Source organism: Agrobacterium sp. CNPSo 3708, from assembly GCF_028674915.1.
Lineage (GTDB): Bacteria > Pseudomonadota > Alphaproteobacteria > Rhizobiales > Rhizobiaceae > Agrobacterium > Agrobacterium cavarae.
In genome coordinates this window covers 216,882-232,364 of record NZ_JAQZSF010000002.1, presented here as the reverse complement: position 1 = coordinate 232,364, position 15,483 = coordinate 216,882, and the positions used below count along the sequence as shown (strand labels likewise).

Here is a 15,483-nt window from a genome sequence, read left to right as displayed (position 1 = left end):
GGAGAGTATGTCACATGTCGTCTGCCACCCATGCTGCTTTTCAGTTTTCCACCCCAGAGATCGAAGTCGAGCGCGCCGTCTCAGAACTCCGCTACGGTCGCCCAATCCTCTTCTCCTCAAACGAGCGACGCCTCGCTGTTCTTGCACTGGATGCCGTTGCGCCTTCTATTTACGACCAGTTTGCGATGGCGACCGAAAACAACCATTCTCTCCTTCTCACTGCACCGCGCGCAACGCGCCTGGGCATTGCGGGTGGTGGAGACGTACTCACGCCGCTTTCGGGCGTCAGCTTCGAGGAGGCGTCGCGGCTGTCCTACGTTCTTGGCGCAGACCGTCCCCAGAGTTGGACGACAGCCGACGAACTTGCATCGCAGACGGCAGAATTGGCGCGTGTCGCGCTTCTTCTGCCTGCTATGGTCATGGCCGATGTTTCTTCCTCACCTGAGCGTTTTGCCGGATGCTGCGAGCTCTCTGCTTCACGCCTGCTGAATACAGAAATGGCGCTCCAGCGCTTCGAGAAGGTGGTAAGAACGCGCGTTCCACTCAAAGACCTGGGCAATTCCGAGTTCGTCGTTTTTCGCGGCGGTCTTGCGCAAAAAGATCAGGTTGCGATTGTCGTTGGCAATCCGGACGTGTCGCGCACCGTGCCGATCCGCATCCATTCGTCCTGCATTACGGGCGACCTCTGCAACTCGCTGAAATGCGACTGTGGGGATCAGTTGCGCAATGGTCTCGCGCTGTTGAAGCAGGCTGGCGGTGGGGTGCTGCTTTATCTTGACCAGGAAGGTCGCGGTACCGGTATCGGGGCGAAAATGCGTGCCTATGGCTATCAGCATCTCGGCCTCGACACGATCGACGCTGACGCCGAACTTGGTCTTTCCGAGGACCACCGTCGTTATGAAGCGGCTGTTGCGATGTTGGGTCACATGAACATCAAGAAGGTCGCCGTCTATACGAACAATCCAACCAAGATCAACGGCCTTCGTGCCGGAGGTATTGAGGTGGAGGCGCGTGCTCCGGTAACGGGCACCGTCACCGCCGAGAACCAGAACTACCTCCGCACCAAGACCGTTCGTGCCGGGCATCTGATGGACCTTGAAACGCTGGTCGCAGCCGAATAAGTCCATGATCCCGGGAGGATAAAAATGGCACTAATACAGGGCGAGTCGCTCGCGACCTTGAGAGACCGAAGGCCTCTCGTGAAAAACACGTTGGCAAATCTCGCCTGCCTGCTGCTCGGCACCATCGCCGTCGCGGTTTTGGTGCGTGTGGAAATGTCGCTGGGGTGGGATTTTGTTGTTGCCGCAACGCTGTCCCTTTCGGCAATATTTGCCTTCGTGCTCTACCTGCTTCCGCAATATCCGCATCGGCGGTTCGGCTATGCCAATACGGTGACGGCCATTCGAGCCTCGCTCGTGAGTTTGACTGCAGCAACTGTGCTCTGTTTCGAAAGTCTGCAGCAAGCGGACACGGTCTTATGGATTCTTGTTGGTGTCGTTGTGGTGGCGCTGGCGCTTGACGGAATAGATGGCTATCTCGCACGGCGGTATCGTCAAGAATCTGAGCTTGGCGCTCGCTTCGATATGGAAGTCGATGCCTTCCTGATCCTCATCCTCTCGGTCGCGGCCGCTCTTTTGGACAAGGCGGGTGCCTGGGTGCTGCTGATCGGACTGATGCGGTATTTCTTCGTCACGGCCGGTTGGCTTCTTCCGGCGCTCGCGGCTGACCTTCCTTCATCGATCAGGCGCAAGTTCGTCTGTGTGGTCCAGGTGTCGATCCTGTGCCTCATCCTCGTTCCAGCCGTGGTTGCTCCAGTCTCGAACTATCTGGCGGAGGCGGCACTCTTGGCGCTCGTCTACTCATTTGCAGCAGACATCGTTTATCTCGTGCGCAACCGGGTGAGCGCATGACGGTGGCCAGGACGCTATCGTCATCGCTCGGTCTTGCTCGCTCTCTCGTCGTTTATTACGGCCAGCCGTGGCGGCGATTTGGATTGAAGCGCTTCTACCGATCTCTCGTCTCTCCCGGACAGCTTGTCTTCGACATCGGCGCTCACGTGGGAAGCCGCAGCCGAACGCTGATCGAGATCGGAGCGAGGGTCGTCGCAATCGAGCCCCAGCCTTTGTTTGCGGACTTCGTCGAAAAGCATCTTGGCAATGAGCTTGAAGGCTTCGAAAGGGTGGCTGTCGGTGCAAAGCGAGGAAGCGTCGATCTGCTGATCTCCAGCCGTCACCCAACGGTCACAAGCGTTTCGTCCAGCTTTGTCGAGGCGGTTAAGAAAAATGCAGGGTTCTCCCACGTCAAGTGGGATGGGAAGGTCACCGTGCCCATGGTGCGACTGGATGATCTCATCGAAAAATACGGGGTGCCCGCCTTCATCAAGATCGATGTGGAAGGCGCCGAAGCCGCGGTTCTGGCAGGCCTGAGCCAGCCCATCGACCTGATTGCGTTCGAGTATATTCCCGCCATGCCGTCGGTTGCCAATGACGCAATCGCAAAGCTTGCCTCGATCGGCGACTATCGTTTCAATCGCGTCGAGGGCGAAACGCATCGCTTCGTTTCGCAAGGGTGGAAAACGGGAAGCCAGATGTTGACGGAACTTGCTGCCATACCGGCCGATGCCAAATCGGGCGACGTCTATGCGCGGATCGATCGTCGGTGAGGCAGTGGTCAGGCGTGGCTCGGTCGTCTCTTCAAGGCGCTCGCGGCAAGAAAGATCACGCCGGGCGCCGTGCCAAGGAGCGACAGCCAGCCATAGGTGATGCTCGCCGCCAGTCCATCGAGCGGTGCGGCTCCCAACAACGGCCAGAGCGCCATTGCCGCAGCCTCACGCGTGCCCCAGCCGCCAAAGCCTGTCGGGATGAGCATTGCCACGAGACAGAAGGGAATAATGGTCAGACAGGCGACCCAGGGCAGCTGCGCGCCCGTCGCGCCAGCGGCAATAAAGAATATGATCACATAGGTCGAAAGCACGCCCGCACTTGTCGTGGATTGCACGATCCAGGCTCGCCGCCGCACGAAGGCTTCGGCGAGGCCTTCACGCAACGCGTTTTGCGTGGCCCACTTGGGCTTGGCGACATAAAGAGCAGCGATCGCGGCCAGAAGCAATGCGCCGGCGAACAAGAGGTAGTGCCGCAGCTGTTGGTCGAAATCCGTTTGCGTCACCAACGGCCAGACGCTGAGGCCGACGATCGCAAGAATGAAGAATGCGATCTGTCCGGATAGTCTCTCGAATATCACTGCCTTGGCAGGTTGCCGCCAGCCGCCGGGTTCGTCACCCCGCATGCGCCACGCTCTGATCGCATCTCCACCCACGCCGCCAGGGAGCGTCTGGTTGAGAAAACTTGCGACATAATATTCGCGTATTGCCTTCAACGGGGCGATGTCCTGCCCAAGACGGCGGGAGGTGAAACGCCAGCGAAGTGCAGACAGAACGATTTGCAGCTGGACGAGCGCAAGGCACACTGCGACAACGATCCACGAGGTGTGGGAGAGCGAGTGTCCAAGAGCATTCAAATCTGTTCTCAGGACGATCGCCGCCAGAAAAGCAAGCGTGATGAAAGAGACGACTATTCGCAGTTTGTTCAAGCGGAAGACCTTTGCATTTTGGCTGCTTTTCCAGCTCAGTGATACGCACTGCATTGAGAGTGGATTGAAGTGAACGGGAAAATCGGGTTCAGCCGAAAACACATTAACTTGAAAGCCATGATCGGCGCATTGCTTTTCTCTTTTGCTGCACTGCTCGCTTTCAACCTGCCTGATCACCCCGACGCGTTCGGTATGGGAGCGTTCGCGAGGCTACCGCTCGAATGGGCACTCATCGGCCTTCTCACGCTTTTGACGAGGGGCTGGCTGCGGCGCATCGTGATTTTCTTATGCGGCTTTATTGTCTTTCTCGTCCTTTTCCTGAAGCTGGCTGACATCGGCGTCCAGTCCGCCTTCCAGCGCCCATTCAATCCCTATCTCGATCTGAAGATGCTGAAGGATGGCTGGAACCTGATTTCAGGTACGATCGGCACACCGGCAGCGCTCGCAGCGCTGATCGGCGGCGGTCTGCTTTTCCTTCTTGTCGCAAGCATCTTTCTGAGGTCGCTCAAATGGATGGCCAGCGCACCGGGATCGACGCGGCGGATTTTGACTGCGGCGTTTGCGGCAATCCTTGTGATCGGGGCGGGGCTGATGTGGCTCGGCTTGCCTTGGGTCGATCTTCGCACGCCCGTCTATTTGTCGAACAGACTGAGCCTCGTTGTCCGCTCCGCGGAGGATATGCAAGCTTTCGAAAAGGAGCTGGCGACCGGGCTCGGCCCGACGAGTGGAGGCGACCTTTTCCAGAGGGCCAAGGGCAAGGATGTCATTCTGGTCTTCGTGGAATCCTACGGGCGGTCCGCAGTCGAAGATCCTCTTTACGCCGATGTCACAGGTCGGCGGCTCGGTGCCATCGATCAGCAGCTCGGAGCCGCGGGCTTACACGCGGCCAGTGGCTGGGTCACGTCTCCAACGGTTGGAGGTCTGAGTTGGCTTGCTCACGGCACCTTGCTGTCCGGGCTGTGGGTCGATAGTCAGGCACGCTACGATAGGCTGATGATCAGTCACCAGCCGAGCTTGAACCGGCTGTTTTCTCAAGCCGGATGGCACAGTGTGGCGGTCATGCCGGCGATCACCATGGCGTGGCCGGAAGCGGACTATTTTGGCTACGACCAGATCCTGTCGGCATCCGGCCTTCAATATCGTGGCAAGCCATTCAACTGGGTCACGATGCCGGATCAATACACCCTGTCTGCCTTCGATCGGTTGGCGCTAAAGCCTGCCCATGAGCGCGGACAACGGGTCATGGCCGAGATTGCGCTCATATCCAGCCACGCGCCCTGGACCCCGGTGCCGACGCTCATCGATTGGGACAAGGTCGGCGATGGCTCTGCCTTTAACGACCAGGCTGTCAGCGGCGACCCGCCGTCCGTCGTCTGGGCCGTCCCAGACCGGGTGCGTCGCCAATATATACAGACCATCGATTATTCTCTGGCGACGCTTGGGGAGTTCATGGAAAGGCAGCGCCGAGATGTGGTCTACGTCATCCTCGGTGATCACCAGCCGGCGTCGATCATCACGGGGCAGGGTGCGTCACGCGCGGTGCCGGTGCATATAGTCAGCGATGATGCAGACCTTGTTGCGCGCTTCGAAGCCGAGGGATTTGCCAGCGGTATGATGCCCGCTGACACGACGAAGGAGCAACCGATGAGCACGCTTCGCCAAACTCTGATCGACACCTTCAGTGGCGCGCCCTGAGAAAGGCGCGCCTGCCTGCATCAGGCGGATGCGCGTTCGCGCATGATATCCTGCCAGGCATCATAGGCCGAGAGAACTGTTTCCATCTGCGCTGTATGGCCGGTGATAAAATCGTCGCCATAGATCGTTTCGTCCGGGTACTCCGTGATCAGGGTCATCGGGACGGTATGCCGATCATCGACGGATGAGAGGCAGGGGAAGCCGTTGATGATCCGAAAACCGGTTTCGCCAGCGTGGATTTCATAGAGCGCGATCTGGCGGTTGTTGTAATCGAGAAGCCCGGGGATAGCACCGAGATGACGGGTCACCCTGTCCAGTAACGCTTCGGCCTGACGTTCCCAGTCCGGGTGATGGCGGATGATGAGGAAGAAGCCCTTCGGCAATGTCCACATGGCGAAGTTGCGCGGCACATAGCCGGAAAGCGGTCGCGTCCATTCATGCGAGGGATAGCCATGCAGGTTCACATGCAGCTTGGCATCGCTCCTTTCCTCAGCCTTGAAACGGATTTCCTTCTCGAACAGGTTGGTACCTGCATTCTCGGAGGTCCGATATTCGAGATCGTCGCCGAGTGCGGTGTAACGTGCGGCATGGTGCATGTGGCGCGGGTTGTCGAGGCGAAGACGCTGGTGCACGGCATATCCGTCGGGGTTCTCCAGCGGCGATATCGTAAAGTGGGCCTGCTTCCTCTCGCCGAGCTTCCGGGCCGCGCGAAGAGCGCCGACAATGCCCGTCGTTTCGTTCGGATGTTGCCCGCCGCTGATCATCACCGCGGCATCGTCGCCGAATTTGTAGCGGGCAGATAGGATGCGTCCGGAACGGGACCGTGCTTCGAAAGCGTCTCCGCCGACTTCGGCCAGGAGCTTCCTGACCTGGCTTTCCGCAATCGGCTCTTGAGCGGTGTCGATCGGCTGCTCATCCCCGTCTGAGAAACCTGTGGTAAGCGCCCGCGTCTCGATGACAACAGAAATTTCGCCATTGCTCTTGGCGATTTCAGGCACGATCTGTCCCGGTCTCAGACCTCGATCACCCAATGGGCGGCCTGACTTTTTCTGGAAAAATTCGAGAAGCGAAAAATAGAAATCCTCGTGCAGCGCCTCGCGAAGGCTGACGACCTCATCGCCGGCCGGCAACGAGATGTCTTTCGCGGGGTGAACAACGCGGATGTTCAGCTCTTCGAAATAGGGCTCCTGATCACCCCAGGCATGATCGGCTACGGCTTTGATACCGGCTTCGAAGAGCTCCTCGTAATCCGTCGCCAGTCGCTCGCCCGGCTTCCCGCCAAGCTTCAACCAGCCTGTGGGCGAGACATTGATTTCGCCGACGATGTCCGTATGCACCCGGTTCGGCGCGAGGACGGTCACGCTCTCGATCCGCTCCCCACGCTTCAGCGAGACATCATAATGAAAGTCACCGTCGTTACGGGCAATGAAGTCAATCTTCGCCTCACCAACCAGAGCCGCGAGCGGATAGGCCTCCAGGCGGAAGCGGTTCGCCGGGGCGTTGGCATGGACGGGATAGTGCACTTCGATCGCCTCGACACTATCGAGGTCGATCTCTTCCAGGAAGGCAAAGAGAAGAGGTTTGTAAGCGCTGCGAATGCGGGCAGTTACGCCCTTCTCCTGCAACCGTCTTTCCGCCTCTCTCCGGCTTTCCGTGTCGTCGTAGGTCCAGGCTTCCAGCGGCTGGCCCGGAATGGCGAGCTCGACAATAGCGTCCAGCGTTCGCGTGAAAGTCTGGTTTAAAAGCGGGCTCATGGCGATTACCTCGAGGTTCTGCCGGTCGGATCGAGGCTATCGCGCAGCCAGTCGCCGAGGAGGTTGAGACCGAGAACGGTCAGAAGGATCGCCAAGCCTGGAAAGACGCTGACCCACCATGCGGTCTGAAGATAGGTCCGCCCGTCCGCCAGCATGCCGCCCCAGCTTGGGATAGTGGGATCGACGCCGAGGCCGAGGAAGGTGAGGCTGCTTTCGAGCAGGATGTTGTTGGCAACATTCAGTGTCATCAGTACGATGACGGGACCGATCAGGTTTGGCAGCAGGTGCTGGAGGATGATGCGCCAGTCCTTCACGCCGATAGCACGGGCCGACAGGATGAATTCGCGCTCCCTGAGTGTCAGCACCGAGCCGCGCACGAGGCGGGCATATTGCACCCACTGCGAGACGATCAGCAGGATGATGGTATTGGCGAGGCTGCCCCCAACGATCGCGATAAAGGTGATCGCGAGCAGGATGAAGGGCATGGCAAGCTGGATGTCTGCAAAGCGCATCACCAGCATGTCCCAGAAGCCGCGGTAGTAACCCGCCACAAGCCCGACCGCCACGCCGAAGATCACCGCGCCGATGACAGAGGTGAAGCCAACGAGGAGTGAGATTTTGCCGCCGGCGACGACGCGGGCCAGCACGTCACGGCCAAGCGGGTCGGTGCCGAATGGATGGGCGGCATTCGCAAACGGCTTTGCGAGCCGCGCCATCAGATCGATTTTCTCCGCGCCACCTGGAAAGAGGACATCAGAGAAAACGACGGCAAGGCAGATCACGACCGTCAGCGTTGCGCCAAGGATGAATTCAAGACTGTTGAAGCGCGAGAGGCGCGAGGTGTTGGCAGCCATCGTCTCTTACTCCGTGCGGATGCGCGGATCGACAAGCCCATAGGCAATATCGACCAGAAGGTTGATGCCGACGATCATCAGCGACAGGACAGTGATGACGGCTTGGAGAACCGGATAATCACGAGCGCCGACCGCATCGAAGGCAAGCGTACCGAGCCCAGGCCAGTTGAAGACGCGCTCGATGACGACGATGCCGCCGAGCAGACCACCGAACTGAAGGCCAAAATAGGTGATGAGCGGAATGGCGCAGTTGCGCAGGGCATGCTTGTAGAGCACCTTGTTTTCGCTCAAGCCCTTGGCGCGTGCCACCATCACATATTGCGAGCGCAAGGTGTCGAGCATTGCGGTGCGGACTAGGCGAACATTGGTCGCTGTCAGGATGACACCCATTGTCACGGCCGGCATGATATAGCTTGCAAATCCGCCCATGCCGCTCGGTGGCAACCAGCCGAGCGTGATCGAGAAGAGTAGAACCAGCATGGTTGCGAGCCAGAAGTTCGGAAACGACAGGCCGACGAGCGAGAAGATGCGGATCACCTGATCCGCCGTCTTGCCGCGTGACGTAGCAGCCTTGATCCCAAGCGGAATGGAAAGCGCAATCGACACAGCCATAGAGATGAAGGCGAGCGCCAGTGTGGCTGGGAGTGCGTCTGCAATCAGTCGCGAAACAGGGGTGCTGCCGGTAAAGCTGCGTCCGAAATCAAGCGTCACGAGCCCCTTCAGGAAGCTGAAATACTGGACGAAGAATGGCCGGTCGGTGCCAAGCGCCGCACGGATGCGCGCAAGATCGTCCTCCGTCATGCTGCCGCCGCCCTGGAACATGGTGACCGCGGGATCGCCCGTCAGACGAATTGCGAAGGAGACGAGAAGGGTGATGGCGATGACGACAAAAATCGCCTGCAGCAATCGCTTGATGAGAAAACCGGCCACGAGCTTTTCCTTGAGAAATGTCCTGCCTTGCCCGCACAAAACGGGCAAGGCGATGCGTCAAAGGGTCGAAAGACTTATTCGACGGTGACGTCGGTGAGCTTCAACCGGTTGTCCGGTGGTGCGACGAAACCCTTGACCCGCTTGTTCATGCCGTAGATGGCATTGGTGTTGTAAAGCGGAAGTTCGAGTGCGCGATCAGCGGTGTAACTGCCGATCTCCTTCAGGATCTTTTCCCGTTCGGCACGGTCGGTCAGCGGGCGCTGGGATTCCAGCAGCTTGTCCAGCTTCTCGTCCTTGTCGTAAGGGTTCCACTTCTCGCCGGAGTGGTACATGGAGTAGGCCGTGTTGTCGTAGTCGAAGGTCCAGCCGCCCCATTTCTGCTGGAACATGGCGCCGGTCTTGCCCTGCGGGATGATGTCGTTCAACAGCACGTTTGTTTCGTAGGGCTTGATCGTCGCAGTGATGCCCACCATCGAGAGGTAACTGGAAATGACCTGAGCCACTTCGTTCATCGTTGCGTCATTGCCGCGAATGTCGATCTGGAGCGTCGTGCCCGGCTTCACACCGGCTTCGGCCAAGAGCTTCTTGGCAGCTTCCGGATCGTATGGCAGCGGCTTCAGTTCAGGATCGTAGCCAAAGGACAGTGCGCTCTGGAAGCTTGCGATTTCCGAGGCCTGCCCGGCAAGGATCGACTTCACGATCGTGCCGCGATCGACCGCCATGATGATCGCCTTGCGGACCTTCGGATCGGCCGTGACGCCGTCGCGCGTGTTGAAACGCAGCGCATCGACCGTGGGCCCTGGAACGCTGACGATCTCAAGTTTGGAGTCGCCTTCGATAACAGGGATCATGCCGATTGGAATGGTCGGCGGGATGACCAGATCCACACGGCCAGCCTGAAGTTCCGCCACTGCGGTCGCCGGTTCGGCGATGAAGCGGTATTCCAGTTCCGAGAGCTTGGGAGCGCCGCCCCAGTAATCCGGGTTGGCTTCCAGCTTGATGTTGTTTTTCGGCGCGTAGGACACGAACTTGAACGCGCCGGTGCCGACAGGATTGAGGTTGAAGTTGTCCTCGCCCTTTTCCTGGATGTATTTCGGCGGCACGATCATGGCGCCATAGCCTGCCAGCTTGGTCAGCAGCACTGGATCGGGCGCCTTCAGCTTCATGTCCACGGTGTAGTCGTCAATAACATCGACGCTTTCGATCGACACATAGTTGGAGCGCTGTGGGCCCTTGGCACCCTGTTCGCCTAGAAGGCGCTCGAAGGTGAACTTGACCGCGGCTGCGTTAAATGGCTCGCCGTTGTGGAACTTGACGTTCTGGCGAAGCTTGAAGCGGATACGCTTGCCCTCATCCAGTTCTTCCCAGGATTCGGCAAGGCCCGGTACCAGTTTCAAATCCGGGCCACGATAGGTGAGACCGTCAAAGATGTTGGTGGCCACCGCCGCCCACTGAACCAGAAAGGTGTCGATCGGGTCCCAGCTACCCGGATCCTGCGGGCTGGAAATGGTCATTTTGCCGGCGGCAAGAGCGGGCGATGCCACGAACGCAACGCTGGCCAAAGCCAGCGATGTCACAGCAGCGGATATTCCCCTTTTGATTATTCTCATCTTCTGTTTCCTCTTCAGATGGTGTGAACGTTGGATCGGTCAGGCACTTTGAGCGATGAAGTGGCCTGGGTTTATTTCCCGATGGATAAGGATTGGTGGTTCGTCGCCCACGCGGCGCACCGGATTGGGGATCTCACCTTCGATCATGGCGATGCGACGCTCGATAGTCGGGTCGGCGACCGGCACGGCGGAGAGCAGCCTGCGGGTGTAATCATGCGTCGGGGTTTCGAACACCTGGCGACGGCTTCCCATCTCCATGATCTGGCCGAGATAGAGCACCGCCACGCGGTGGCTCATCTTCTCAACTACGGCCATGTCATGGCTGATGAAGAGATAGGCCAGCCCGCGTTCGGCCTGCAGATCCATGAAGAGATTGATGATCTGGGCCTGAATGGAAACGTCGAGCGCCGAAAGAGCTTCATCGGCAATGATCAGCTTTGGATCGGATGCGAGGGCACGGGCGATACACACACGCTGCCGCTGGCCGCCGGAAAACTCGTGAGGATAGCGCGAGGCGTGTTCGGACGTTAGTCCAACGCGCTCCAGCAACTCATCCACACGTCGTTTCACAGCCTTGTTATCGTTGATCAATCCGTGAGTGTTGATCGGCTCGGCAATCGAAAAGCCGACTGTCTTGCGCGGATCGAGCGAGGCGAAAGGATCCTGGAAGATGTATTGAACTTCCTGGCGCATGCGGAAGCGCTCGGAGGCGGACATCTGCGAAAAGCTGCGGCCATTGAAGGAGATCTCGCCAGATACTGCGTTTTGCAATTGCTGGATGGTGCGTCCAATGGTGGACTTGCCGGAACCGGATTCACCGACCAGCGCCAACGTTTCCCCTGCATGAATGTCGAAACTCACCTTCTGGACTGCACTCAGACGATGGGTCGTCTTGCCGAACAGGTTCTTGCGGATGTCGAAACGCACGAAGAGATCTTTGACGGAGAGAAGCGGCTTTTGATCGTATTTCGCCGTGTCCTGGACGCGCTCCTCACCGACGGTGACGGGCTCGCCATTCTGCAATACGGTCAGCGGCAAGCGTTTGGGATAGTCTTCGCCTTCCATGCTGCCAAGGCGGGGAACAGCGGAGAGCAGGGCGCGCGTATAAGGATGTTTCGGATTGGCAAAGACCTCCCTGACCGGACCTTCCTCGACCTTTTTGCCCTTCCACATCACGACGACATCATCGGCCATCTCTGCCACCACGCCCATATCGTGGGTGATGAAGACCATGCCCATACCGAGCTTCTTCTGCAGGTCGCGCATGATGTTGAGGATCTGTGCTTGAATGGTGACATCGAGCGCGGTCGTCGGTTCGTCGGCAATCAACAGCTTCGGTCGGCAAGCGAGCGCCATGGCGATCATCACGCGCTGGCGCATGCCACCGGAGAGTTGGTGGGGATAGCGATTTAACAATTCGGCCGCATCCGGCAGACGCACCATGTCCAGAAGCGAGCGAGCTTGTGCCATCGCAGCCTGTTTGCTCAGTTTCTCATGTAAAATCAGCACTTCGCAGATCTGATCGCCGATGGTGAAAACCGGGTTTAGGGAGGTCATCGGCTCCTGGAAGATCATGGCGATCTCCTTGCCGCGGATCGACCGCATCTCCTTCTGAGAAGTTTTCAACAGATCCTTGTTTTCAAATAGAATTTTCCCCGTCGGATAGGTCGCACCCATCATATCTGCCAGACGCATCGTCGAGAGTGAGGTGACGGACTTGCCCGATCCTGATTCACCGACAACTGCAACAGTCCGACCCGCCTGCACCGTAAAAGACAGATCGTCCACGACGCGGCTTTCGCCAAACTCAACACTCAGACCTTGGACGGAAAGGAGCGGCTTGCTGTTGTCCATAAAAGTAATGTCCTTCGTCATGCTCATACCAGCACTCTTGGTGCAAGGACCGTGCCAGTGTCGCAAAGTTGAAGGACATAAGCATCGTCCACGCCGGCTGCGCAGGCGCTAAAATTGGTCACAAGGTCGCTTTTGGGGCCGATGAGCAGCATCGTACTGGTTTCCTCCACAATACAGGTCGACGCTAACAAAGGCGAACAATCCTGTCCATCCTGTTGAACAATTTTTGCATATTGCCCTACAAATAGTCACATGCTTTTGCATTGGGCGAGAGGTGCACGCGATGGGCACTGCGTAGCATGGCATGATCACGCGGTTTGAAACTGGATGCGGTTCGGCCGAACTTTTGAGGTTCGAGGCATCTCAAGCGGATGCCGCCGGGCGCGGATGAAGAAGCGGAACGCGATCGCTCGACGGGAGTAACATGGAGGGACTGGATCTGCTCAGTCACCGTTGTCACGGTCTTCTTCGGCAAGCTGCGAAAACCAGGCCGCATAGGCTGTGTTCTTCACGAGATGCCGATTAAGATCCGGCTCCCCATCGTCCCACCACACCTTTCCCCTCTCGCCGAGAGCGATCTTGGCTTCGTCGACCCGCGCTCTCGCTTGCGCCAGCGCTACACGATCGCCTTTGGCTTGCCGAACCGCTCGCCTCGCGGCCATCAGTTCCTTGACCAACCGTATCCTGGTCTCTTCATCCAGAGCGGGATCGCTTTTGCGCCAGAGGCGCCCGCGGAGCACGAAGTACCGACCATCCGGCGTGTCAGGGTAAGAGAAGGGCTTTTCACCACTGCTCACAGCAACGACCCCTGCGCCGGTTCCAAGTCCTGCTGCGTTTCCATTTCACCGCGCTTTGTCAGCTCGGTTTGCGCGCTGAAGCGCACGTCGCTATCCCGGTCTTGAAGATAACCGATCAGCGTTTCGGTGCTCAGGCTGTCCCAACCTTTGCCGCGATCCGGACCGGCGGGCACGCGCGGCAGGAGCCCTGGCTCGGCGCTCCAAGCCAAGAGCTCTTCTAGCGAGGCGGCGTTCAGCATATCGCGCAGGTGATGGGCGGTCACATAGGCGTCTGGCATGGCGCGGTGTGCCGGCAGGCCAATCTCATGCACCAGGCCTTCCGGCATGCGCAGATAGCGTAACATCTGATTGGAAAAACGCGGCAATTCGGGCCAAACCCGCAGCGCACATTTCCACGTGCAGATCCATGGCAATCCTCCCGTCAGCCGAGCCGTGCAATATCTCTGTTCGAAGGCTGCGCGGTGGGCTGCAAAGGCCACCACGCCTCCCTCGGGGCGCAAGACGCTTGGCGCGACTTCCTTCCAAAATGGGGCGTCCGCGACCTGCTCGTCAAGAATATGATGGATGGCCATGGTGTCGGGCGTGATCGGGCGACCGGGATTGACGAAGAGGGCGCCGCGCTCATTCGTCAGCGCCCAACGTCCCCCTTCTACGAGTGCGACATCCTGCCAGCCGATTTCGCAAACATCATTGGCGCCGTTACCGGCGGTCTCCAGATCAATCACGCGGATGCGTTGCGCTGATACCTTCAGCTCTTCCCTAGGCTCTTTCATCGATTATAAATCGAAGCCGAGCTGAGGTTGTTCCCCATCGTCTGAAATGCTCTCGTTGGTGAGGGAGGAAAGAGTGACTCCGAGCAAGCGAACGGACCGTTTGAACGGATAGACGGTCGCAAGCAGTCCCGCAGCGGTTTCGAGGATCGCGTTGCCGTTGGCGAGGGGCACAGCGCTGCTTCTGCTGCGCGTCGCTTGCGTGAAGTCGGAGTACTTGATCTTCACGGTGACGGTCTTGCCGCTGAAACCTTTGGCCTGGCAGTAGCTCCAGACCTTCTCGGCAAGTGGCTTCAACTCGTCGGTGGCCAGACTGAGGTCATCAATATCCTGCATGAAAGTGTCTTCAGCACCGACTGATTTTCGTACACGGTCGGGTCTGACCCGGCGCTCGTCGATGCCACGCGCGATGCCATAGAAATATGGCCCCGACTTGCCGAAGTGATGTGTCAGAAACTGCAGGGTCTGCGCCTTGAGATCGGCACCAGTTTCGATCCCCAATCTGCGCATCTTCTCGGCAGTTGCCGGCCCAACGCCGTGAAACTTCTTTACCGCGAGGCCCTCGACGAAAGCAGGCCCGCGTTTGGGCGTAATCACTGCCTGACCGTTGGGCTTGTTGAGGTCCGACGCCATCTTGGCGAGAAATTTGTTATAGGAAATTCCGGCGGATGCGTTGAGGCCAGTCACCTTTTTGATCTTTTCGCGGATTTCCAGCGCAATCTCAGTCGCGATCGGCATGTCCTTCAAATTTTCAGTGACATCCAGATAGGCTTCATCCAGCGATAGCGGTTCTATCAATGGCGTGTATTCGGCAAATATCTCTCTGATCTGCTGCGAGACGGCGCGGTAGACTTCGAAGCGTGGTCTGACGAAAATCAGGTCGGGGCACTTTCGTGCTGCGGTCACGGAAGGCATGGCTGAATGCACGCCAAAGGCGCGCGCCTCATAGCTCGCTGCTGCCACGACGCCACGCGCCGCAGCGCCACCCACGGCAAGAGGCTTTCCGCGAAGATCAGGATTATCACGCTGCTCGACGGACGCGTAGAATGCGTCCATGTCCACATGGATGATCTTGCGAAGCGGCGAGGGGTCGTTGAAGCTCATGGAGGCCAGAGAAGCTGTTTCGAACAAAAGAAGAACGTAGCATGTGTGGTGGCATGCGCCAAGACATCGCGGCCAGAAGTTTGTTGCGTTGATGAAACCAGCGGACCGATGGAGAGTTTGACCTACTCACTATGTCTGAGGAGATCCGTTATGGCCGACAACGCCACCAGTACCATTCGCGCGACATTCGAAACCCGCGAGGCCGCCGACCTTGCTGTCGAACATTTGGTGCAGCAGCACGGCATTGCTCGCCCGGATATCTTCATCCAGTCGGCTTCCGACGAAAACACCACAGGAACGGAATCGTCACGCGGCGACGTGAAGCGCGCCGACGCTCCCCACGAAGGTGAGATCGAAGTTTCGGTCGATATCGCAGCCGACCAACTGCAGGCCGTTCAGCGCAGTTTTGGTGACGCCGGTGCGATCCGCGTTTCAGGCCGTTGAAGCAAACCGTCAAGCGTAGGTGGCAAGCCATGCGTTCTTGCAAGTGAGCTTGCCGCCTAAGTCAATAACGACGTTGATGATCC

14 protein-coding genes are annotated in these 15,483 nt (G+C 58.5%); 5 read left to right on the top strand and 9 right to left on the bottom strand.

Features of this window, described 5'->3' with window-relative positions; translation table 11 throughout:
* Positions 1 to 14 precede the first annotated feature (14 nt).
* From ribA to PVA19_RS04020, 3 genes are read left to right on the top strand one after another with little or no spacing between them, the layout of a single operon-like run.
* The gene (ribA, locus tag PVA19_RS04030; RefSeq protein ID WP_274101264.1) at positions 15 to 1,121 is read left to right on the top strand and encodes a GTP cyclohydrolase II RibA; all 1,107 of its coding nucleotides are present in this window, start codon (positions 15 to 17) and stop codon (positions 1,119 to 1,121) included.
* A gap of 24 nt (positions 1,122 to 1,145) precedes the next feature.
* Positions 1,146 to 1,910, top strand: coding sequence for a CDP-alcohol phosphatidyltransferase family protein (locus tag PVA19_RS04025; RefSeq protein WP_274101263.1), 765 nt, complete (start codon positions 1,146 to 1,148; stop codon positions 1,908 to 1,910).
* Positions 1,907 to 2,662 (top strand): FkbM family methyltransferase, encoded by a 756-nt coding sequence (locus PVA19_RS04020; RefSeq protein ID WP_274101262.1) that lies wholly within the window; start codon positions 1,907 to 1,909, stop codon positions 2,660 to 2,662. Before PVA19_RS04025 ends, PVA19_RS04020 begins: the two co-directional genes overlap by 4 nt.
* Before the next feature lie 8 nt (positions 2,663 to 2,670).
* Here PVA19_RS04020 and PVA19_RS04015 read toward each other — a convergent pair whose 3' ends face one another.
* Positions 2,671 to 3,588, bottom strand: coding sequence for a lysylphosphatidylglycerol synthase transmembrane domain-containing protein (locus tag PVA19_RS04015; RefSeq protein WP_274101261.1), 918 nt, complete (start codon positions 3,586 to 3,588; stop codon positions 2,671 to 2,673).
* A 117-nt stretch (positions 3,589 to 3,705) separates the two neighbouring features.
* Here PVA19_RS04015 and PVA19_RS04010 point away from each other — a divergent pair, with 117 nt between their 5' ends.
* On the top strand, positions 3,706 to 5,283 hold the full coding sequence (locus tag PVA19_RS04010; RefSeq protein ID WP_274101260.1) for a sulfatase: 1,578 nt from the start codon (positions 3,706 to 3,708) through the stop codon (positions 5,281 to 5,283).
* 20 nt (positions 5,284 to 5,303) lie between these two features.
* Here the strand turns inward: PVA19_RS04010 and PVA19_RS04005 are convergent, their stop codons facing one another.
* The 8 genes from PVA19_RS04005 to dinB all read right to left on the bottom strand — a co-directional run bounded on the left by PVA19_RS04005 (position 5,304) and on the right by dinB (position 14,956).
* On the bottom strand, positions 5,304 to 7,037 hold the full coding sequence (locus tag PVA19_RS04005; protein WP_274101259.1) for a M14 family metallopeptidase: 1,734 nt from the start codon (positions 7,035 to 7,037) through the stop codon (positions 5,304 to 5,306).
* Positions 7,038 to 7,042: 5 nt separating this feature from the next.
* Positions 7,043 to 7,891, bottom strand: a complete 849-nt coding sequence (locus PVA19_RS04000) for an ABC transporter permease (RefSeq protein ID WP_274101258.1) — start codon at positions 7,889 to 7,891, stop codon at positions 7,043 to 7,045.
* A 6-nt stretch (positions 7,892 to 7,897) separates the two neighbouring features.
* Positions 7,898 to 8,821: an ABC transporter permease gene (locus PVA19_RS03995; protein ID WP_062424339.1), complete on the bottom strand. Its 924-nt coding sequence runs from the start codon at positions 8,819 to 8,821 to the stop codon at positions 7,898 to 7,900.
* Positions 8,822 to 8,895: 74 nt separating this feature from the next.
* The gene (locus PVA19_RS03990) at positions 8,896 to 10,431 is read right to left on the bottom strand and encodes an ABC transporter substrate-binding protein (RefSeq protein ID WP_062424340.1); all 1,536 of its coding nucleotides are present in this window, start codon (positions 10,429 to 10,431) and stop codon (positions 8,896 to 8,898) included.
* A gap of 39 nt (positions 10,432 to 10,470) precedes the next feature.
* On the bottom strand, positions 10,471 to 12,306 hold the full coding sequence (locus tag PVA19_RS03985; RefSeq protein ID WP_062600563.1) for an ABC transporter ATP-binding protein: 1,836 nt from the start codon (positions 12,304 to 12,306) through the stop codon (positions 10,471 to 10,473).
* 422 nt (positions 12,307 to 12,728) lie between these two features.
* Positions 12,729 to 13,082: a hypothetical protein gene (locus PVA19_RS03980; protein WP_274101257.1), complete on the bottom strand. Its 354-nt coding sequence runs from the start codon at positions 13,080 to 13,082 to the stop codon at positions 12,729 to 12,731.
* Positions 13,079 to 13,855 carry an exonuclease domain-containing protein gene (locus PVA19_RS03975; protein WP_274101256.1) on the bottom strand — a complete coding sequence of 259 codons (777 nt, stop codon included), beginning with the start codon at positions 13,853 to 13,855 and terminating at the stop codon, positions 13,079 to 13,081. Before PVA19_RS03975 ends, PVA19_RS03980 begins: the two co-directional genes overlap by 4 nt.
* 3 nt (positions 13,856 to 13,858) lie before the next feature.
* A complete protein-coding gene (gene dinB / locus PVA19_RS03970; protein ID WP_274101832.1) occupies positions 13,859 to 14,956 on the bottom strand; it encodes a DNA polymerase IV in 1,098 nt (365 codons plus the stop codon).
* A 150-nt stretch (positions 14,957 to 15,106) separates the two neighbouring features.
* Between dinB and PVA19_RS03965 the strand changes: the two genes are divergently transcribed.
* Positions 15,107 to 15,400: a hypothetical protein gene (locus PVA19_RS03965; protein ID WP_062441378.1), complete on the top strand. Its 294-nt coding sequence runs from the start codon at positions 15,107 to 15,109 to the stop codon at positions 15,398 to 15,400.
* Positions 15,401 to 15,483: the final 83 nt, after the last annotated feature.